Source organism: Streptomyces sp. NPDC001663 (genome assembly GCF_042893105.1).
Taxonomy (GTDB): domain Bacteria; phylum Actinomycetota; class Actinomycetes; order Streptomycetales; family Streptomycetaceae; genus Streptomyces.
The window spans coordinates 353,114-373,673 of record NZ_JBIAUR010000012.1 but is presented as its reverse complement, the minus strand read 5'-3'; the positions used below and the strand labels follow the sequence as shown (position 1 = coordinate 373,673).

Annotated in this window: 12 protein-coding genes; 7 read left to right on the top strand and 5 right to left on the bottom strand. The window is 71.9% G+C overall.

The window, feature by feature from the left end:
• Positions 1–466: 466 nt before the first annotated feature.
• Positions 467–1,018 (bottom strand): MarR family winged helix-turn-helix transcriptional regulator, encoded by a 552-nt coding sequence (locus ACFY1L_RS35815; RefSeq protein ID WP_388833612.1) that lies wholly within the window; start codon positions 1,016–1,018, stop codon positions 467–469.
• 109 nt (positions 1,019–1,127) lie between these two features.
• On the opposite strand from ACFY1L_RS35815, the gene ACFY1L_RS35810 reads away from it, so the two are divergent.
• Complete coding sequence (locus ACFY1L_RS35810) at positions 1,128–2,402, top strand: MFS transporter (protein ID WP_388833661.1); 1,275 nt, start codon at positions 1,128–1,130, stop codon at positions 2,400–2,402.
• Here the strand turns inward: ACFY1L_RS35810 and ACFY1L_RS35805 are convergent, their stop codons facing one another.
• Both ACFY1L_RS35805 and ACFY1L_RS35800 read right to left on the bottom strand, forming a co-directional pair.
• Positions 2,403–4,049, bottom strand: a complete 1,647-nt coding sequence (locus ACFY1L_RS35805; protein WP_388833609.1) for a SpoIIE family protein phosphatase — start codon at positions 4,047–4,049, stop codon at positions 2,403–2,405.
• Positions 4,050–4,272: 223 nt separating this feature from the next.
• Positions 4,273–5,652 carry an NAD(P)/FAD-dependent oxidoreductase gene (locus tag ACFY1L_RS35800; protein WP_388833658.1) on the bottom strand — a complete coding sequence of 460 codons (1,380 nt, stop codon included), beginning with the start codon at positions 5,650–5,652 and terminating at the stop codon, positions 4,273–4,275.
• 386 nt (positions 5,653–6,038) lie between these two features.
• Between ACFY1L_RS35800 and ACFY1L_RS35795 the strand changes: the two genes are divergently transcribed.
• Both ACFY1L_RS35795 and ACFY1L_RS35790 read left to right on the top strand, forming a co-directional pair.
• Positions 6,039–6,806, top strand: coding sequence for a helix-turn-helix domain-containing protein (locus ACFY1L_RS35795; RefSeq protein WP_361273930.1), 768 nt, complete (start codon positions 6,039–6,041; stop codon positions 6,804–6,806).
• Positions 6,807–7,095: 289 nt separating this feature from the next.
• Positions 7,096–9,027 (top strand): sigma-70 family RNA polymerase sigma factor, encoded by a 1,932-nt coding sequence (locus tag ACFY1L_RS35790; RefSeq protein ID WP_388833606.1) that lies wholly within the window; start codon positions 7,096–7,098, stop codon positions 9,025–9,027.
• A gap of 49 nt (positions 9,028–9,076) precedes the next feature.
• On the opposite strand, the gene ACFY1L_RS35785 is transcribed toward ACFY1L_RS35790, so the two are convergent.
• Positions 9,077–12,475: a BTAD domain-containing putative transcriptional regulator gene (locus ACFY1L_RS35785; RefSeq protein WP_388833603.1), complete on the bottom strand. Its 3,399-nt coding sequence runs from the start codon at positions 12,473–12,475 to the stop codon at positions 9,077–9,079.
• A gap of 254 nt (positions 12,476–12,729) precedes the next feature.
• Positions 12,730–14,829, bottom strand: coding sequence for an asparagine synthase-related protein (locus ACFY1L_RS35780; RefSeq protein WP_388833600.1), 2,100 nt, complete (start codon positions 14,827–14,829; stop codon positions 12,730–12,732).
• Positions 14,830–15,513: 684 nt separating this feature from the next.
• On the opposite strand from ACFY1L_RS35780, the gene ACFY1L_RS35775 reads away from it, so the two are divergent.
• The 4 genes from ACFY1L_RS35775 (at position 15,514) to ACFY1L_RS35760 (ending at position 20,548) form a co-directional block, all read left to right on the top strand.
• Positions 15,514–16,938, top strand: coding sequence for an MFS transporter (locus ACFY1L_RS35775; RefSeq protein ID WP_388833597.1), 1,425 nt, complete (start codon positions 15,514–15,516; stop codon positions 16,936–16,938).
• A gap of 91 nt (positions 16,939–17,029) precedes the next feature.
• Positions 17,030–18,247 (top strand): L-2-hydroxyglutarate oxidase, encoded by a 1,218-nt coding sequence (gene lhgO, locus ACFY1L_RS35770; RefSeq protein WP_388833595.1) that lies wholly within the window; start codon positions 17,030–17,032, stop codon positions 18,245–18,247.
• Between the two features lie 32 nt (positions 18,248–18,279).
• Positions 18,280–19,158: a tRNA (guanosine(46)-N7)-methyltransferase TrmB gene (gene trmB, locus ACFY1L_RS35765; protein ID WP_388833592.1), complete on the top strand. Its 879-nt coding sequence runs from the start codon at positions 18,280–18,282 to the stop codon at positions 19,156–19,158.
• A gap of 70 nt (positions 19,159–19,228) precedes the next feature.
• Positions 19,229–20,548, top strand: a complete 1,320-nt coding sequence (locus tag ACFY1L_RS35760) for a PrsW family intramembrane metalloprotease (RefSeq protein ID WP_388833589.1) — start codon at positions 19,229–19,231, stop codon at positions 20,546–20,548.
• The last annotated feature ends 12 nt before the right edge of the window (positions 20,549–20,560 follow it).

The following is a 20,560-nucleotide window of genomic DNA, read 5'->3' as shown; positions in this document are numbered from 1 at the left end:
CTTCGTACTCACCCTCACGGGCTTTCCTCCGGGCGCTTCCCTTCGGTCTTGCGTTTCCGACTCTATCAGACCGTTTCCGGTCCCGATTTCCTCGGCGCTTTCCAGGTTCCCGCTTTCGCGTTTCCCTTTCCGGCGATTCCGACTCTATCAGATCCTTTCGGGCCTGACTCCCAGTCAGCGGGGCTTGTCCTCGCGGCCCGCTGGGCCGTTCCGACGTTTCAAACCTTAGCGGATCCCTTCGGCAGTTCCTAATCGGACTGCCGAAGCCGAATCGAATTGAATTCGGGCACGCCGAAATCAACCCGGTTGGGAGATCGTGCTGATGGTTTGGGTTGCCGCTGATGCGGCGGAGGTGCTGTCGCAGAACCGTTACGGCTCCGTGGCAACCCGAAGAACTTTACGGATCCGGGAGGGAGCTGTCAAGCACCCCTTGTCAAGATCTTTTGTGCCGCCCCCGAGCCGGGCGTCAGTCCAGGTCGCTGAGGCGGCCGCCCGCGTCCGGCTGGGAGTGTTCCACTCTACGCAGGAGGCGGGTGAGGACCTCTCCGAGGGCCGTGCGCTCCTCGAGGGAGAGGTCCTGGAGGAGGTCCTCCTCGAACACCGTGGCCAGGCGCATCGCCTCGAGCCACTTCTCGCGGCCCTCCGCGGTCAGTTCCACGATCACGCGGACGCGGTTCGTCTCGTCGCGCTCCCGGGTCACCAGACCCTCGGCGAGCATGCGGTCGATCCGGTGGGTCATCGCGGCCGGCGTCAGGCCGAGGCGCTTGGCGAGGTCGCTCGGACCCATGCGGTAGGGAGCGCCGGAGAGGACGAGGGCCTTGAGGACCTCCCACTCGGCGTTGCTGATACCGAGGGCGGCGGTCTGGCGGCCGTAGGCGACGTTCATACGGCGGTTCAGGCGGGAGAGGGCCGAGACGATCTTCTCGACCTGGGGGTCGAGGTCCCGGAACTCGCGCTGGTACGCGGCGATCTGCTCTTCGAGTGTCGGTTCGCCGAGGGTGCCGGGGGTGTCGCCCATGGTCGAAGTATGGCATGGACCTGCTTGGCGTTGAAGTTCTTCTAGGTGTACTGTTTAGCTTCTAAGTCTTCACTCCTAACTACTGAGAGAGGTGAACGTGACCAGGGCGATGGGCGCAGAGATGCGCCGGATCCACGTGGGTAACGCACTCAGCGCGTTCGGGCTCGGCTTCACCGTCCCCTACCTGTACGTCTATGTGGCGCAGGTGCGGGGTCTTGGGGCCATGACGGCAGGACTCGTCCTCGCCGTCTTCGCCGTGGCCGCGCTGATCGTGCTGCCGTTCGCCGGGCGGGCCATCGTCCGGCGCGGTCCGCTGCCGGTCCTGCTCGCCGCCCTGGTCACCGCCGCCCTCGGGGCGCTGAGCCTGGGGCTGGCGGGCAGTGCCACCGCCGTGCTGCTGTCGGCTGCCGCGCTCGGAGCCGGGCAGGCCGTGATGCAGCCGGCGCTGGCGACGATGATCGTGGACTGCTCGACCGCCGACACGCGTTCGCGCGCCTTCGCCATGCAGTTCTTCCTGCAGAACCTGGGGCTGGGCGTCGGCGGGCTGATCGGTGGCCATCTCGTCGACGCTACGCGCGTAGACTCCTTCACCTTGCTGTTCTCCATCGAGGCTGCGATGTTCCTGCTGCTCGTGGGTGTGATGGCGACGGTGCGGATGCCGCGCTCGCCGCGCATCGAGGGAGCGCCCGCGCAGTCCGCCAAGGGCAGCTGGAAGCAGCTGCTCGGCAACCGGGCCATGGTGCAGCTGTCCGTGCTGGGCTTCGTGCTGTTCTTCGCCTGCTACGGGCAGTTCGAGTCCGGACTGAGTGCGTACGGGGTCGAGGCCGCCGGGATTTCGACGTCCGCGCTGGGTACGGCGCTGGCCGCCAACACCCTGATGATCGTCGTCGCGCAGTTCGCCGTGCTGAAGTTCGTCGAGCGTCGGCGGCGGTCCCGGGTGATCGCGGCCGTCGGGCTGATCTGGGCCGTGGCGTGGGTCGCGGCCGGGTATGCCGGGCTCGGGCACGGCAGTCAGGAAATGGCCACGGCTGCGTTCGTGTCGACGTACGCGCTGTTCGGGCTCGGTGAGGCGATGCTGTCGCCGACCGTTGCTCCGCTGGTCGCGGATCTCGCGCCGAGCGGGATGGCCGGGCAGTACAACTCCGCCTTCGCCCTGGTGAAGCAGCTCGCGCTGGCCGTCGGGCCGGCGGTGGGCGGGCCGATGGGGGCCTCGCTGCACGCGCCGTACGTGGTGACGTTCCTGTTGTTCTCGCTGGGGATCACCTACCTCGCCCTGCGGCTGGGGCGTCAGCTCACCGCCGTACAGGATCGGCCGTGGCTCGGGAGGAGCCGGGTGGTTGCCCGGGGTGGGGCGGCTGCGGAGACGGTGGTCGCGGAGGCTTAGTCAGGCCTTCGGGAGTACGAACTCGCACCAGACCGCCTTCCCGCCGCCGGCTGTGCGGCGTGATCCCCAGTTCGAGGCGATGGTCGCGACGATGGCGATGCCCCGGCCGGACTCGTCGGCCGGTTCCGCTCGGCGGCGGCGGGGGAGGTGGTCGTCGCCGTCGGTGACCTCGATGATCAGGCGGCGGTCCGTCCGGCGCAGACGCAGGCGCATGGGCGGGGTGCCGTGCTGGAGGGAGTTGGCGACCAGTTCGCTGGCGGCGAGGACGCCCAGGTCGTGCAGCTCGGTCGGGAAGCGCCAGCTCGTGAGGACGCCGGAGGCGAAGGCACGCGCGCGTGGGGCCGCTTCGATGCCGCCCAGCAGTTCCAGGGCGGCGTTGCGGAACAGGTCGCTGTCCGGGCCCGTGCGGGACGGGTGTTGGAGGACCAGGACCGCCACGTCGTCGTCGTGGTCCGCCGTCACGCCTGCCGAGCGGACCAGGCGGTCGCAGACGACCTGGGGGGTGCCGGTCGCACCGGACAGGGCTCGCTCCAGGGACGCGATGCCCTCGTCCAGGTCCTCGTTCCGGCGTTCCACCAGGCCGTCCGTGTAGAGGACGGCGGTGGAGCCGGGGCCGAGCGGGATCGAGCCGGAGGCGTGCATCCAGCCGCCCGTGCCGAGCGGTGGACCGGTCGGCTCGTCGGCGCGCAGGACCACGCCGCTCTCGTCGCGGACGAGGATCGGGAGGTGGCCGGCTGAGGCGTACACCAGCCGGCCCTCGTTCGGGTCGTGGATGGCGTACACGCAGGTCGCGATCTGGTTGGCGTCGATCTCCGCCGCCAGGCCGTCGAGGAGCTGGAGGACCTCGTGCGGGGGGAGGTCGAGGCGGGCGTACGCGCGGACCGCCGTACGGAGTTGGCCCATCACGGCAGCGGCCCGTACGCCCCTGCCCATGACGTCGCCGATGACCAGGGCCGTGCGGCCCCCGCCGAGGGTGATGACGTCGTACCAGTCGCCGCCGACCGCCGCCTCCGTGCCACCCGGCTGGTAGGTGGCCGCGATGCGCAGGTCGTCCGGTTCTTCGAGTTCCTGGGGCAGCAGCGAGCGCTGGAGGGTGACCGCCGTTTCGCGCTGGCTGCGTTCGCTGGCGCGGAGGCGTTCGGCGGCCTCGGCGTGGTCGGTGACGTCCGTGGCGAAGACGAGCACGCCCGCGTGGTCGCCTTCCGTCACCGGGGTGCAGGTGAACGTGTAGGAGCGGCCGTCGGGGGCCTTGCGGGACTTGAGGGTGCGGGGCTTGCCGCTGCGCAGGACCTGGTCGAGGAGCGGAAGCAGGCCCAGTTGGTCGAGCTCGGGGAGGGATTCGCGGGTGGGCTCGCCGAGCGGTCGTACGCCGAAGGCCGTCACGTAGGCGTCGTTGATGTACGCGACCCGGTGGTCCTGTCCGTGGACCAGGGCCACGAGTGCCGGGACGCGGTCCAGGACCTCGCGGACCGGCAGGTCGTCGACGGCCGGTACGGGGCGGGTCTCGTCGGTGAGTTGTTCGGCGCGGGCCGCGGGGACGGAGCTCGCGGACTCGGCGGGCCGGTCCGGGGCGGCCGTGTGATCGGTCCGCGCTGCGGCGCGGCGCTGCGTTCCGGGGAGCCGGGCGCTCCAGCGCGTGAAGTTCACGAATCCTTGCCTCGTGTCGTCGTCTTCGGCGTCTTCGGCCGACTCCGGACCCGGCCGGAGGGCTGGGGCGTGACGCCCCCGGGATGCAGCACGGTGGGGAGAGCCTCTTGGGGTTCGAGGGCGAGCTCTGCTCGCCCTGGGGGCGGGGATCAGTCTGGCAGTGTGGCCTACCGGGGCGACATCCGTGTGACGCCTACCCGGTCCGTGGAGTTCCTGACTCCGGTCAGGACGACCCCTTCGGGTCGTTCGTCGGGTCGGTAGGAGGCTTTCCACCGGCCGCGAGTTCGAACTCCGCTCGGGGATGTTCGAGCGAACCGAGGGAGACGATCTCCCGCTTGAAGAGGCCCGACAGCGTCCACTCGGCCAGGACGCGGGCCTTGCGGTTGAAGGTCGGCACCCTGCTGAGGTGGTAGACGCGGTGCATGAACCAGGCAGGGTAGCCCTTCAACTTGCGCCCGTAGACGTGGGCGACGCCTTTGTGCAGGCCCAGAGAGGCGACCGAGCCGACGTACTTGTGCGCGTACGTCTCCAGGGGTTCGCCGCGCAGGGAGTGCGCGATGTTGTCGCCGAGGACCTTGGCCTGGCGGACCGCGTGCTGGGCGTTGGGTGCCGTCTCCTTGCCGGGTCCCTCGGCGGTGACGTCGGGGACGGCGGCGGCGTCTCCTGCCGCCCACGCGTGCGTGACGCCGTCGATCGTCAACTGGGGGGTGCATTTCAGCCGCCCCCGGCCGTTGAGGGGGAGGTCGGTCGCGGCGAGCACCGGGTGGGGTTTGACGCCGGCCGTCCACACGACCGTACGGGTCGGGAAGCGGGCTCCGTCGCTGAGTACGGCGACCCGGTCCGTGCAGGATTCGAGGCGGGTCTCCAGGCGTACGTCGATGTTGCGGCGGCGCAGCTCGGTGACCGTGTAGCGGCCCATCTCCTCGCCGACCTCGGGCAGGATCCGGTCCGAGGCCTCGACGAGGATCCACTTCATGTCCTCGGGGCGGACGTTGTGGTAGTAGCGCGCGGCGTATCGGGCCATGTCCTCGAGTTCGCCGAGCGCCTCGACCCCGGCGAATCCGCCGCCGACGAAGACGAAGGTGAGGGCCGCGTCGCGGATCGCGGGGTCGCGGGTGGAGGAGGCGATGTCCATCTGCTCGATGACGTGGTTGCGCAGGCCGATGGCCTCCTCGACCGACTTGAATCCGATGCCGTGATCGGCGAGGCCGGGGATCGGGAGGGTGCGTGAGATCGAGCCGGGCGCGAGGACGAGTTCGTCGTACGTCAGCTGCTCCGGCCCCGCTCCCTCCTCCTCCGTGGCGAGGGTGGTGAGGGTGGCGGTGCGCTTGGCGTGGTCGATCGACCGGACCTCGCCGATGACGACGTTGCACTGGTCGAGGACGCGGCGCAGCGGTACGACGACATGGCGAGGGGAAATGGCACCGGCGGCCGCCTCGGGAAGGAACGGCTGATAGGTCATGTACGGGTCGGGAGTGACGACCGTGACCTCGACCTCGCCGCGGCGGAGTTCCTGTTTCAGCTTCCGTTGCAGGCGCAGGGCCGTGTACATCCCGACGTAGCCGCCGCCGACAACGAGAATGCGCGCACGTTCCTTCACCATCCCATGACGCACCCAGCGCTCGAGTTTGTCCACAGCCTCGACAATTTGTGTGACCGCCTGCCGGGGACGCCCAGGGTTGGCCGAATTGCCGGAGTAGTCGGAAAGCTTGCAGGTCAGGGGTTGTGCGCTGGATGACCTTGGGCGGAACATTCGGGATATATGCGACCCGTACTCCGATCGGGGGGCGCTCCGTGCGGAACCTGCCCCTTCTGAATTGACTCCCTCTCAACTATGTTCGTGTGTCGACGGGGTGTAGGGGGATGTGCTCATCGCTCATCGAGTCCGCGACGGGCGGGCCGGTGAACCGGGCCTGTTCCCACGTCCCGGCAATCAATGAATGGCGGGGAGAGTCTCCGGGGGGAGACGTCATTACCGGGGGATCGCTTATGCATGTTCAGGACTCTCATTGGTCGTCCGCGTCTGCTCTGACATCGGGCGGCATGGTAAGCGCGGCGGCAGGCAACGGACGCGGGGACGGTTCGCGTTCGACGCCGCTGCGCGTGGATGCTCAGCGCAATCTGGAACACGTACTGCGCGCGGCGCGCGAAGTCTTCGGCGAGCTGGGATACGGCGCGCCGATGGAGGACGTGGCGCGGCGGGCGCGGGTGGGTGTGGGGACCGTGTACCGACGGTTCCCGAGCAAGGACGTCCTGGTGCGGCGGATAGCCGAGGAGGAGACCTCCCGGCTGACCGACCAGGCCCGGGCGGCGCTCGGCCAGGAGGACGAGCCGTGGTCGGCGCTCTCGCGCTTCCTGCGGACGTCGGTGGCCTCGGGCGCGGGGCGGCTCCTGCCGCCGCAGGTGCTGCGCGTCGGCGTCGCGGACGAACGCGCCGACGGCACGGTGTTCGACGAGGCTCGGGTGCCGCAGCAGCGGATACAGCCGGGCACCGGAGAGCTGCGGCTGGTCCCCGAGGGGAACCCGGGGGTGTCGGCGGACGACGACACGGGTGCGGCGGCGCTGCTCGAAGTCGTGGGCCAGCTCGTGGAGCGGGCGCGCGCGGCGGGTGAGCTGCGGGCCGACGTATCGGTGTCGGACGTACTGCTGGTGATCGCCACGGCGGCGCCCTCGCTGCCGGACGCGGCACAGCAGGCGGCGGCCTCGGCTCGGCTGCTGGACATCCTGCTGGAGGGACTGCGGTCGCGGCCTGCGTAAATGCGCGGCCTTCCCTGTGACTCGAAGGGGTGACGGTGGGGCGTGGGCGCTGCGCAGCCCGCGCGCCCGGCGTAAGCAGCAATATGCCGGGCATTTCCGGTATGCCGCCCAACTTCCGCCTGGCGAGCGTCAATTGAGCCTTCCCCGAATGGGTGAGGCCTAGTACTGCGGCAAGACAAGTCCCCACGGACGAGTGGATGGCCGCAGGGCGGGGGTCCTGAACAAAAGCCAATATGGCACTCTGACCCGGTGTTCGGGACTGGTTGGGCAGGCGGCGGGGGCTTCCGCGATGAGCTTTGACGGGCGGGACGAGTCACTGGGTGAAGGTGACGCGGAGGCCGGCGGTCCGCCGCAGGTGCCGAGTCAGGGCGGACGCGCGGGCATCCCGCAGCGGGGCCGCCCCGCGGAGGCCGAGATCCCGGCGCAGGGCGGCGAGCCGATCCAGGGCAGCGTCCCGGCACAGCGCGACCGGCGGGAGGACAGCGGCGTCCTGCCGCCGCCCCGGGAACTGCCGCCCTCCGACGCCGACCTGATCACGCGGATGCGCTCGGGGGACGACACCGCGTACGAGGAGCTGTACCGCCGCCACGCCGCCGCGGTGCGCCGATACGCCCGCACCTGCTGCCGTGACGCCCACACCGCGGACGACCTCACCGCCGAGGTGTTCGCCCGCACGCTCCAGACGGTGCGCGGCGGTTCCGGCCCCGAGCACGCCGTACGCGCGTATCTGCTCACCACCGTCCGACGGGTCGCCGCGAACTGGACGAAGTCCGCGAAGCGGGAGCAACTGGTCGACGACTTCGCGGTGTTCGCCGCGCAGGCCGCGCGCTCGTCCGAGGTGTCCGACGACGACACGCTCGACCTGGGCGCGGATGTGCGCGCGATGCACGAGGCCGAGCAGTCCATGGCGATGCAGGCCTTCCGGTCGCTGCCGGAGCGCTGGCAGGCCGTGCTGTGGCACACCGAGGTCGAGGACGAGTCGCCGAGCGAGGTGGCCACGCTCTTCGGGCTGGACGCCAACGGCACGCGCGTGCTGGCCAGCCGCGCCCGCGAAGGCCTCAAGCAGGCCTATCTGCAGGCCCACGTCAGCGCCGCCCTCGCCGACGACGAGGAGTGCGCCCGCTACGCCGACCGGCTCGGTGCCTTCGCCCGCGGCGGCCTGCGCACGCGTGCCGAACGGGGGCTGCGCAAGCACCTGGAGGAGTGCGCCAAGTGCCGGCTGGCCGCGGGCCAGATCAAGGAAGTCGCCAGCGGCATCCCGGGTGTCGTGCCGGTCGCGGTCATCGGTTGGTTCGGTGCCGCCGGGTACGCCAAGGTGGCCGCGCTCATCGCCGGCGGTACCGGAGCCGGTGCGGCCGGCGCCGCGGGTGCGGCCGCGGCGGCGAGCGGCAGTTCGTCCGGCGGGGCGGGTGCCGGTGGTGCCGCGGCCTCCGAGGGGCTGGGGGCGCCCGCGAAGGTCGGTATCGCCGCCGGTGTCGTCGCCGCGGCGGGCGTGGCGGTGGCCCTCGCACTGTCCGGGAGCGACAGCCCGGCCAGGAAGCCGGACGCCAAGCCGCCCGCCTCCTCGCCGATCGTCCGACCGGAGTCTCCGAAGCCGACGCCGACGCCGCCGAAGAAGCAGCCCGAGCCGAAGCCGCCGGTGATCGTGCCCGCCGCGGCGCCCTCGCCGACACCGACCCCGACCCCGACTCCCCGGCCGAAGCCCACCCCGACGCCGACTCCGACCCCCACCCCCACGCCGAAGCCGACCCCGAAGCCCACACCGACGCCCACTCCCCCGCCCGCCCCGGTCGTCTACCAGTGGAGCCGGCTGTCCTACGACGTCAGCGGCGACGGCACCAAGCCGGAGATGCGGATCGGCGAGAGCAGCTGGGTGTGGCAGCGGTACGGCATGTCGATCGGCGACAAGCAGTACGCGCACGGCGTGAGCGTGCACGGCGAGTCCTCCGTGACCATCGACCTCAACCGCACCTGTTCCGCCTACGACGCCATGGTCGGCGTCGACGACATGACCCTGGGGCTCGGCAGGGTCTCCTTCTCGGTCTACGCCGACGGCGTCCGGCTGTGGAAGTCCGGGACGATCCAGGGCGGCGACCCGGCCGTCCCGGTGCATGTGGGTCTCGCCGGGCGCAAGACCGTACGGCTGGTGGTTCAGCCGAACACCGCCTTCGACTCGGTGGCGGTCGCGGACTGGGCCGAGTCGAAGTTCACCTGCTCGTAGCGGCCGGGAGCCGGCGGCTCGGGACAAGGCACGGCGGGGCACCGGCGGGTTACGGGGTCCGCTCGGCCGTGTGGCTGCGCAGGGCCTCGCCGAGTTCGCCGAACAGCTGGTCGTCGGTCAGGGCGAGGCCCCTGGCGTACTCCGCCGCGTACCGCTCCTCGCCCAGCGCGGCGCGGGCCGCCGTCTCGGCGCGTTCGGCGTCCGCGCCCTCCGGCATGAGGCGTGGCAGGCCGTCGCGCCAGCGGTCCGCCGCCGCGAGCAGGCGGACCACGCGCGGGTGGTCGCCGAAGCCGGCCAGCAGTCCCGCCGTGGTGTCCAGGAGCGTCGCCTTGATCATGTCGGCGCAGCGCCGCTCCACCGCCTCGCGGACGGTGTCCGCCAGCATCGGCAGTCCGCGCTCCGGGCCCGACTCGGCCACCGTCACCAGGGCGTCGACCGAGTTGAGCATCACCATGAACTGCGGTGGCGGAGTGCCGCGTCCGGTCTCCGCGCGGGCCGCCTCGCACAGCTCACGCGCGCGGGCGGTGTCCTTCTCGTCCAGCGCCAGCTGGGAGCGCGTGAGCAGGACGAACGCCTTCGAATCCGTCACGGCGTACCGATCCGCGGCGGTGCTCGCCTCGTCCAGCATGCCCACCGCGGCCCCCCGGTCGCCCCCGCGGTAGGCGATCTCGGCGAGCCGGGCCAGGAGGAACGGCGTCTCGGCATACGCGCCCACCTCGTACGCGAGCCGCAGCGCCTCCTCGTACTCGGCCTTCGCCTCCCCCAGCCGGCTGCGGGCCATGGCCGCCTCGCCGGCCGCGCTGCACACCTGGGCGCGCATCCAGCGGTCGCCCACGCGCCGGCTGATCACCCTGAGCTCCGCGAGGTCCTCGTCCACGCCCTGCATGCCGCCCGGTGAGTCGACGGCCATGTGTGTACGGAACATCAGGGACACACCCATCGCCCAGTCGTCGCCGTGGGCACGGCAGTGGGCGACGGCGATGTCCATGGCGGCACGGATGTCCAGCGAGCTGTCCAGGATGTAGGACGTCAGCGGCCAGGCCAGTCCCGGCATGCGGGCCGCCTCCGGGCCGCCCCGCTCGTAGAACTCCTGCAGCAGACCGGCGTACCGGCGCAGTCGCTCGTCCAGGAGGCCGTCCATCGGCTCCGACTCGGACGTGAGGAAGAGGTGCAGCATCCGGAGGTTCATCCGGGCGGTGTGGAACGGGTGGTGGACCTCGGCGTGCGGAGCGGCGAGGTAGGTGTCGACCGGGTCCACGGAGTCGAGGGCGTCGGAGGTGATGAGTGCTTCGGTACGGCCAGGACCGGTGCGGGCGGTGCCGTCGGTGGAGTCCGTACGGCCTGTCGAGGGCGGCGGGAGTGTGGGGGTGCTGTCCAGGAGTGCGCCCAGGCGCAGGGCCTGGACCACCCAGGCCGCGCCCTCCTGGCGGTAGTTGCGCAGCCACCAGAACCAGCCCATGGCCAGGACGAGGGCGGCGGCCTCTGCCTCGGCGCCCGAGGTGACGGCCCGGTGGAGGGCGGCGCGGATGTTGTCCAGCTCTCGCTCCAGGCGGGAGATCCACGGGAGTTGGCCGGCGGAGCGCAGCAGCGGCTCGGCCTCCTCCACGAGCGCGCGCACCCAGTAGCGGTGTCTGCGCTCGGCCGCCGCGCGCAGACCGGGAACCTCGGCGGCGCGCTCCACCGCGTACTCGTGGATGGTCTCCAGCATCCGGTACCGCATACCGCCGTCCTGGGCGGAGCCGTCCCGCTCGCTCGGGGTGGCGACGATCAGGGACTTGTCGACGAGCGCCCCGACGAGGTCGGCCGCCGGGCCCGTGCACACGGCCTCCGCCGCCGCGAGGTCCCAGCCGCCGGCGAAGACGGACGCCTCGCGCAGCACCGTGCGCTCCCGCTCGTCGAGCAGGTCCCAGGACCAGTCGACGACCGCGCGCAGGGTCTGCTGGCGGGGCAGGGCCGTACGGCTTCCGGAGGTGAAGAGGCGGAAGCGGTCGTCGAGGCGGTCGGCGATCTGGCGGGGCGTGAGCAGCCGTAGCCGGGCCGCGGCGAGCTCGATGGCGAGCGGCAGGCCGTCCAGGCGGCGGCAGATCTCCTCCACCGCCTCCCGGTCGCGCAGCACGGTGTCCGCGTCGGGGCGGACGGCGGACGCGCGCTCCTCGAAGAGGCGCTGCGCCTGGTCGGGGACGAGGGGCTCGACCGGGCGCACCGACTCGCCGGGGACGCCCAGGGGTTCACGGCTGGTGGCGAGGATCGTGAGCCCCGGGCAGCGGGTGAGGAGCGTCTCGGCGAGGGCGGCTGCTGCGTCGATGACATGTTCGCAGTTGTCAAGGATCAGGAGTTGGCTGCGCGGGGCGCAGTACTCGACGAGCAGGGCGAGCGGGTCGTCCTGCGGGGCCGTCAGCTCGGTGGTCATCAGCACGGTCTCGCGCAGGCCGAGCGCGCTGACCACCGCTCCGGGCACCGCCTCCGGGTGGTCGAGCGGCGCCAACTCGACCAGCCACGCCTGGGGAAGCCCGGCGGCGGCTTCCTCGGCGAGGCGGGTCTTTCCGGAGCCGCCCGGGCCGGTGAGAGTGACGAGTCTGGCCCTGTGCAATTCGGAACGGATGGCGTCGAGTTCTGGTTCCCGGCCCACGAAGGAGGTAAGGCGGGGACGGAGGTTGCCGGTGCGTTCGAATTGTTTGGGGTCGGTCGGTGGTCGGGGTGCTGTGGGCTGCTCTTGGTGTGGAGGGGTGGGGGCCGGGGTGAGCAGCTCGGCATGCAGGGCGCGTAGTTGTGGGCCCGGGTCGGTGCCGAGGTGGTCGGCGAGGGTGCGGCGGGCCTTCTCGTATGCGGCGAGGGCGTCGGCCTCGCGGCCCGTTTCGATCAGGGCGCGGATGAGGAGGGCGTGCAGCGGTTCGTCGTACGGGTGCGCCGCGGTGAGTTGCTTCAGGTGCGGTACGGCGGTGTGGGCGCTGCCGAGGCGGAGGTCCGCGTCGATGCGGGCGCGGGTTGCCTCCAGGTGCAGGGCGTCGGGGCGGGTGGCGGCGGTGCGGTCCGGGAGGTCGGCGAGGGCGGGGCCGCGCCACAGGGTCAGCGCCTCGTCCAGGGTGTGGGCGGCGGTTTGCGCGTCGTCCCGGGCCAGGGCTGCCGTGCCCCGGCGTATCAGGCGCTCGAAGACGAACAGGTCCACATCGTCCTCGGTTGCCTCCAGGCGGTAGCCGCCGGGGGTGGAGGTGATCGCGTCCTTGCCGAGTGTGCGGCGCAGGCGGGCGATCAGGGCCTGCAGGGCGGCGGGGGCGTCGTGGGGTGGGGTGTCCGACCAGACCTCGTCGATCAGGGTGTCGAGGGGGGTGGGGCGGCCCGGGCGCAGGGCGAGGGCGGTGAGCAGTGTGCGGAGGCGGGGGCCGGGGATGGGTACGGCGGCGCCGTGGTCGTCCTCTGCCTGGGTGACGCCCAGAATTCTGTACCGCACCGGGTCATTGTCGCCGGGGGTGTGGGGTGGGGCACGGTGTTTTGCGGGGTGGGCCGGTGGCGGTGCGGTCCCGCCGGGTGATTTTCGCCCCCGCCGCCCCTACCCGTCCCATCCCCAGGGGCGCTGCCCCTTCGACCCCGCCAGGGGGCTCCACCCCCTGGACCCCCATCGGCCTGAACGGCCTCGTCCTCAAACACCGGACGGGCTGAGGTGCACGAACCGGCGCCAAGAGTGCGCCCTTGGGCGTATGGGGTTCAGGCAACCCCCGCCCCACCCCCCGAAGCCAGCGCCCCCCTCTGGGGCGTGATCCCTGCCGGTACCGCTCGCTGACGGGCCGGGGTGCCTGTCCAGCAGGTTCCTCGGCGGGCCAGCAGGCGGCGTAGCCAGAGTTCCAGGGAGACCAGGTCGGCCAGGCCGTCGAGGGGGAGGGGTTCGCCTTCCGCCGCTGCTCGCAGGGCCTTGCGGACTACCCTTGCCTCGACCAGGCCCGCCTCCGCCAGGAGCGGGGTGCCGAACAGGGCCATCAGGGAGTCCGCGGCCACCCTCAGGCCTGTGCGGGCCGCCACCGCCGCCGAGGCGTGGGACGGGGCTCCCCAACCGGGCGGGAGGTCGCGGACGCCGGCGCCCTCCAGGACCGTACGGAGGATGGCTGCGCGGGCGCCCGGCTGGACGCGCAGTGCCTCGGGGAGGGCTCGGCAGGCGCGGACCACCTGGTTGTCGAGGAAGGGGGCGTGCAGGCGTTGGGAGCGGACCTCGGCTGCTTGCTCCAGGACGCGGAGGTCCGCCGCGTGGCGGGCCAGCGCCGCACGCGCACGGTGGTCGCCCGGACGTTGGCCCGGGCCGACCCCCGAGCGGTTCGTGGACGCCTGTAGGCGAACCGATACTTCAGCGAGCGCCTCGCCCGTGAGCCAGCGTGCCGCCGGGCCCGGTCTGGCCCAGGTGAGGGCGGCGAGGGACGCCCCGACCGCTCCCCCGGGCTCGTCGAAGCGGCGCTCCAACAGACGGTCGGCGAGGGCTTCCAGGCCCGTGCGGTACGGCGTGCGGGCGAGCTTGCGGGCCGCGCCGTACACGCGCGCGGGGACCAGCACCGAGCCGTCCGCCTTCGCGAGCGCGGCCACCGGGCGGACCAGGTGGCGTCGCTTGCGGTCCATCAGGAGGTCGGCGAGGCGGGCCGGGTGGGCGTCCAGGACCTGGCGGGCGCCGTATCCGGTGAAGTGGTCCGCGCTGCCGGACGCCAGTCGGGCCCGGTGTCTCGCCGCCGTCACCAGGCACTGGCCCGGCTCGTCCGTCAGCGGGCCGTCCAACTCCGCATAGGGGAGGGCTTCCTCGCCACCGGTCACCACCACGTGGTGCAGGCGCGGGTTGGCTGCCAAGGTCCCCGCGCGTTCCAGTTCCGCCTCTCGGCCGCCCACCGCCAGGTCGTTGAAGGTGACCGCCAGCAGGCGTTCGCCCGCGCCCGTGCCGTGGCCCAGGACCGTGCCGGGCATGCCGGGGAGGCCTGCGGCGAGGAGGGCCAGCGTGCCCGAGGCCGGGCCGCCCGAAAGGTCCGCGCCGATTCCCGCGACCGGCATCCCGCGCGCGGCGCGGCGCTCGGCCGGGCCCATGCCGGGCACCGGACCGGGGTCTATGTCGGCCCCGGGGACGTGTCGCGGCGCCGACAGACGCGCGCGTACCGCCTCCACCAGTGCGTCGCGCACCGCGTCGACCGCGCTGTCCGGGTCGGCCGAGGGCGCCGCCACCGCGAGGGAGGCGACCGGCTCGTACCCGGCGATCTCGCGTGCTCCGGCACGCAGGATCAGCGCGTGCCCCGGCGGAATGCGCCGTACGCCGTCGTAGGGCGTCGAGTCCTGCAGTGCGGCCGGTACGTCGGGGGCCGCCAGGAGGGCCGCCAGGTGACCGAAGTCGAGGTTGGCCTCGATGAGGTCGGCGAGCGGGAGAGCCGCTGTCGCGTATGCCGTGCCGCCTGCCCAGGGGGTGTAGAACACCGGGCGCGCGCCCGCCAGATCGCCGCAGACGGTGATGCGGCGGCCCACCTGGACGATCGCCGTGTAGCTGCCCGACCACGCCGTCAGATGGCGCAACGCGCCCCCGCGCGCGGCGAACAGACCGACCCTCAACTGCTCGTCGGAGGCCCCGCACGTGCCCAGGACCGCAATCCGGGTCTGGGCGTCGGCCTTGACCACCCGCACCTCGTCGGGGCGCCAGTCCCCGACCGCCCACAGCGGATCGGGATCGCCCCAAAGGAGTTGGGAACCCACCGGGTGGACGGTCTCGCCGTCGCTTCCCGTGGCCCCCGCGGAGCCGATTCCGGCGGCCCCCGCGGCGGTGCTGCTCCACCCCACCAACCACCGCATCGACGCCTCCACAGGCTGTGGACAACCAGTGCACCGTACGAACTGGTTCACCATGCTGCCATGAAGAACGCGCCGTGGAGGGACGGTGGAGCCGCTTGCGATGCCCGGAACGCGCCCGGGCGCTCACCCTCCGGGGGGTGGCAACACCCGTACCCGACAAGGTGTCTGCGACGTGAATGCGCCCCCGAAACGCTCCCTGAAAACGCCCTTCGCGCCCTCAAGTCCCATGGTGGGAGCGGTATTTGCTTGCAAAATACAGGGGCGATTTTCGGCCAAATAAGCGAAACGGGGACAGGCGTGGACACGCTCCGTACAGGCTCTGCGCACCGCTGACCCTCGCGCGCAGCCCGGGAGATGGAGTCCACCTCCCGGACCGGTCCGCCGCCCGCGGGGATGGAGGCGGCGGTGTCCCCCAGCCCACTGGATCCAGTACAGCGGGCCGACCCACGCATCAACCATGGAAGCGCTCCCCCGATGGCCGGAGAAGAGCGCACGGACGGGCGCACGGCCACACAGCGGGAGCACGATGCAACTGCGCGTATCGGGCCCGCACTTCAGTACGGACCACAATCCCGCCATCCGGAACTATGCCCCTTAACGCTTGGGATGCGGCGAACTACGCTGGGTTTACGAATGCCGCGTGGTTATGCCAGCGCGGCAGCCGTCTGTGTCGAGGGGTGGCGCATGTCCAGGGAGCAACGCGGGCCGAACGAAAAGCTCGGCGCCGTTCTCGCCCTCGCGGGAATCAGCAACGCAGGACTCGCGCGTCGCGTCAACGATCTTGGCGCTCAACGCGGGTTGACTCTTCGCTACGACAAGACCTCGGTGGCGCGCTGGGTGTCGAAGGGCATGGTGCCGCAGGGTGCCGCGCCGCACCTCATAGCCGCCGCGATCGGCCAGAAGCTCGGCCGCCCGGTGCCGCTCCACGAGATCGGACTGGCGGACGCGGATCCCGCACCCGAAGTGGGCCTCGCCTTCCCCAGGGACGTAGGACAGGCGGTGAAGTCGGCGACGGAGCTCTACCGTCTCGACCTCGCCGGGCGCCGGGCCGGCTCCGGTGGCATCTGGCAGTCGCTGGCCGGATCGTTCGCAGTAAGCGCATACGCAACGCCTGCCTCACGGTGGCTGATAACCCCGGCCGACAGTTCGGTCGCGCGTGAGGTGAACTCCGCCGAGGGTTCCGGCGCACCGCTCAAAGTCGGCCACAGCGATGTGCAGAAGCTGCGGGAGGCCGCCGAGGACGCCAGGCGCTGGGACTCCAAGTACGGAGGCGGCGACTGGCGTTCGTCCATGGTGCCCGAGTGCTTGAGGGTGGAGGCGGCACCGCTGCTGCTCGGCGCGTACTCGGACGAGGTGGGCCGGGCCCTGTTCGGGGCCTCCGCCGAACTCACCCGCCTTGCCGGGTGGATGGCCTTCGACACGGGGCAGCAGGAGGCCGCGCAGCGGTACTACATCCAGGCGCTGCGGCTCGCGCGCGCGGCTGCCGACGTGCCCCTCGGGGGGTACGTGCTGGCGTCGATGTCCTTGCAGGCGACGTATCGCGGCTTCGGCGACGAAGGCGTCGACCTCGCGCAGGCCGCGCTCGAGCGCAACCGGGGGCTGGCGACCGCCCGCACCATGAGCTTCTTCCGGCTGGTGGAGGCACGTGCGCACGCGCGCGCGGGTGACGCGCAGGCGGCGGGTGCCGCTCTGAAGGCGGCGGAGGGCTGGCTCGAGCGGTCCCGGGAGGGTGACAACGACCCGTCCTGGCTCGGCTTCTACTCCTACGACCGGTTCGCCGCCGACGCCGCCGAGTGCTACCGGGATCTGAAGGCGCCGCGTCAGGTACGGCGGTTCACGGAGCAGGCGCTGTCGAAGCCGACGGAGGAGTTCGTACGGTCGCACGGGCTGCGGCTCGTCGTCTCCGCGGTCGCCGAGCTCGAGTCCGGCAATCTCGACGCGGCGTGCGAGCAGGGCGTGCGGGCGGTGGAGGTCGCGGGGCGCATCTCGTCGGCTCGCACCACCGAGTACGTGAAGGATCTTCTGCACCGGCTGGAGCCGTACGGGGACGAGCCGCGGGTCGTGGAGCTGCGGGAGCGGGCCAGGCCCCTGCTGATGGCCCCCGCCTGAGCCGGGTCGGCGCCAGGAAACCCGAATCCCTCCCGTGTTTGAAGTGACTGTCAGTGGCGCAGTGCACTATCGGTAGTGGGAGGTGGTGCAGGTGCGGCCGGAGATCGCTTACGACTGTGACGTGCTGGTGATCGGTGGTGGGATCGTCGGGCTGTCCACCGCGTATGCGATCGCGCGCGCCGCGCCCGGTACGCGGGTGACCGTGCTGGAGAAGGAGAGCGGCCCGGCGCGGCACCAGACGGGGCGCAACAGCGGGGTGATCCACAGCGGGATCTACTACCGGCCGGGGTCGCTGAAGGCGCAGTACGCGGTGCGGGGCGCCGCCGAGATGGTCAAGTTCTGCGCGGAGTACGGCATCGCGCACGCCGTCACCGGCAAGCTGATCGTCGCGACGGAGCGGGAGGAGCTGCCGCGCCTGCACGCCCTGGTGCAGCGCGGCCGGGAGAACGGGATTCCGGTACAGGAACTGGGCTCGGCCCAGATCGCGGAGTTCGAGCCGGAGGTGCGGGGCCTCGCGGCCATACACGTCGGGACGACCGGGGTGTGCGACTTCGTGGGGGTCGCCCGGCAGCTGGCGGAGGCCTCGGGCGCGGAGATCCGGTACGGGGCGCGGGTCGAGCGGATCGACCGGCGGCCGGAGCTCGGGGTCGCGGTCCGCACGGCGGGCGGTGACGTCGTACGTGCGCGCGTGCTGGTGAACTGCGCCGGGCTGTACTGCGACGAGGTGGCGCGGCTGACCGGGGACGAACCGGGGATGCGGATCGTGCCGTTCCGCGGGGAGTACTTCGAGCTGGCGCGGCCCGAGCTGGTGCGGGGGCTGGTGTATCCGGTGCCGGATCCGGCGTTCCCGTTCCTGGGGGTGCACCTCACGCGCGGGATCGACGGAGGCGTGCACGTCGGGCCCAATGCCGTGCCGGCGCTGGCCCGCGAGGGGTACGGGTGGGGGGTCGTACGGCCGCGGGAGGTGGCCCGGACGCTGGCGTGGCCCGGGGCCTGGCGGATGGCCGGGCGGCACTGGCGGTACGGGGCCGGTGAGCTGCGGCGGTCGGTGTCGAGGGCGGCGTTCACGGGGGCGGTGCGGCGGTTGTTGCCGGCGGTGGAGGAGGGGGACCTGGTGCCTACGGCGGCCGGGGTGCGGGCGCAGGCGGTGCTCCGGGACGGGACATTGGTGGACGACTTCCTGATCAAGGAGGGCGCGCGGGCGGTGCATGTGCTGAACGCGCCCTCGCCCGCGGCGACGGCTTCCCTGCCGATCGGGCGGGAGGTGGCGCGCAGGGCGTTGGCCGTGCTGAGCACCGCAGGAAGCTGATCATGACGGCGTCCCCGTAAAATCGACCCACTGTGTCTGACTCTCTCAACGTCCCCGAAGCCCCCCGGCCCGCCGACCCCAGCCCTGGCGGCGAGCACCACAGCCACGTCCCCGGTGTGTCCGTCCGGCATACCCGGGCCAAGGGGGAGCCCCGTTTTCCCGATGGACCGAAGGCCGATCCCGCCGGGTCGCACTTCGAGCGACGGATCCGGAGTTTCCAGCCGCGGCGCAGTCGGGTGACGGCCGGGCAGGCGGACGCGCTGCAGCGGCTGTGGGCCAAGTGGGGGCTGGACGTCGACGGGCAGCGGACCCTCGACCTCGTCGAGCTGTTCGGGAACAGCGACCCCGTCGTGCTCGAGATCGGGTTCGGGATGGGCGAGGCCACCGCCCAGATGGCCGCCGCGGACCAGGGGACCAACATCCTCGCCGTCGACGTGCACACCCCGGGACAGGGAAACCTGCTCAATCTCGCCGACCAGAGCGGGCTGTCCAACGTCCGCGTGGGCAACGGGGACGCCATCATCCTGCTCCGCGAGATGCTCGTCCCGGACTCCCTCGACGGGCTGCGCGTCTACTTCCCGGACCCCTGGCCCAAGAAGCGGCACCACAAGCGGCGGCTCATCCAGCCCGAGTTCCTCGACCTCGCCGCCGCCCGGATCAGGCCCGGCGGGATCGTGCACTGCGCGACCGACTGGGAGCCGTACGCCGAACAGATGCTCGAAGTGCTGACGGCGCATCCGGAGTTCGAGAACACGCAGCCCGAGGGCGGTTTCGCGCCGCGTCCCGACTTCCGGCCGCTGACCCGTTTCGAGGGCCAGGGACTGGACAAAGGACATGTCGTGAACGACCTGCTCTTCCGTCGCGTACAGCACCGCGTACCGCCTCATAACCAGCCCCCCACCGGCGCCTGACAGCCCCTCGCCCCTGCGGTGCGCCGGACTTGCGTCGCGGGTGGCGCCCTCCCTCGTTAGGGTCAATGCCGTGGCCACCTATCCCCCGTACCCGACGCAGCCGCCGCACCCCGGCGGCCCGGCCGGCGGTGCGCTCAGGCACGCTCACTGGTGGCAGCGCAGATGGGTGCGGTACGGCGCGCTCATCACCCTGCTCGCGCTCTCCGGGCTCGTCATCCTCGCCCTCGTCCGCGAACAGACCGGCACCGAGGGGTTCCTGGTCGGGCTGGGACTCGCCGTCCTGCCCGTCCCGCTGCTCCTGGCCGCCTTCCGCTGGCTCGACCGCGTCGCCCCCGGGCCCTGGAGAAACCTGCTGTTCGCCTTCGCCTGGGGCGCCTGCGCGGCGGCGCTGATAGCGATCGTCGCCAACAGCTTCGCCACGAAGTGGATAGCGACGGCGACCGCCGATCCGTCCAGCGCGGACACCCTCGGCGCGACCGTCATAGCGCCGATAGTCGAGGAGTCCGCGAAGGCCGCCGCCGTCCTGCTCGTCTTCCTGTTCCGCAGACGGGACTTCACGGGGATCGTCGACGGGGTGGTGATAGCCGGGGTCACCGCCACCGGCTTCGCGTTCACCGAGAACATCCTCTACCTCGGCACCGCCTTCGGCACCGACCAGCTCACCGGCGACCGCGGCATCGCCTCCGTCACCGCCGCGACGTTCTTCGTGCGTGTGGTCATGTCCCCGTTCGCGCACCCCCTCTTCACCGTCCTGACCGGCATCGGCTTCGGCCTCGCCGCGCTCTCCGCGGAACGCCAGCACCTGCGCCGCGTCATCGTCCCGCTCTCCGGCCTGCTGCTCGCGATGAGCATGCACGCGATCTGGAACGGCTCCTCGACCTTCGGCGAGTACGGCTTCTTCGCGGTCTACGCCGCCTTCATGGTTCCCGCGTTCGGCCTGCTGACCTGGCTGGTCATCTGGACCCGCCAGCGCGAACTGCGCACCGTCCGCGAGGAACTGCCCGCCTACGCCGTCGCCGGCTGGCTCACCCCGGTCGAGCCCTACGCCCTCGGCTCGATGCGGGCACGCCGACTGGCCCGCCAGTACGCCGCCCAGCACTTCGGCAAGCCCGCCGCAAGGGAGGTCGCGCAGTACGAGGCGTACGCGACCTCCCTGGCGTTCCTGCGGCACCGGGGGCGCCGTGGCCGCGCCGGCGCCGACTTCGTCGTACGGGAACGGGAGTTGCTCCACGAGCTGTGGAGCCGGCGGGAACCGGCGCGGCCCGCGCTGGACTACGCGGCGCGGGTCACCGCGCCCCCGGTGCCGGTGGTGGCGCCGCCCTGGCCGATGTACGGGGTGTACGGATACCCGGCGATGCCGAATCCCGCGTACAACCCGTACCGGTCGTAGCACCCGAAAAGA

Bases quoted from the DNA above. Each gene is read 5' to 3' on its own strand.
- ACFY1L_RS35810 (WP_388833661.1), top strand. From the start codon at position 1,128: ATGGGCGCAGAGATGCGCCGGATCCACGTGGGTAACGCACTCAGCGCG.
- ACFY1L_RS35775 (WP_388833597.1), top strand. From the start codon at position 15,514: ATGTCCAGGGAGCAACGCGGGCCGAACGAAAAGCTCGGCGCCGTTCTC.
- ACFY1L_RS35795 (WP_361273930.1), top strand. From the start codon at position 6,039: ATGCATGTTCAGGACTCTCATTGGTCGTCCGCGTCTGCTCTGACATCG.
- ACFY1L_RS35800 (WP_388833658.1), bottom strand. From the start codon at position 5,652: ATGGTGAAGGAACGTGCGCGCATTCTCGTTGTCGGCGGCGGCTACGTC.
- ACFY1L_RS35790 (WP_388833606.1), top strand. From the start codon at position 7,096: ATGAGCTTTGACGGGCGGGACGAGTCACTGGGTGAAGGTGACGCGGAG.
- ACFY1L_RS35815 (WP_388833612.1), bottom strand. From the start codon at position 1,018: ATGGGCGACACCCCCGGCACCCTCGGCGAACCGACACTCGAAGAGCAG.
- ACFY1L_RS35780 (WP_388833600.1), bottom strand. From the start codon at position 14,829: ATGCGGTGGTTGGTGGGGTGGAGCAGCACCGCCGCGGGGGCCGCCGGA.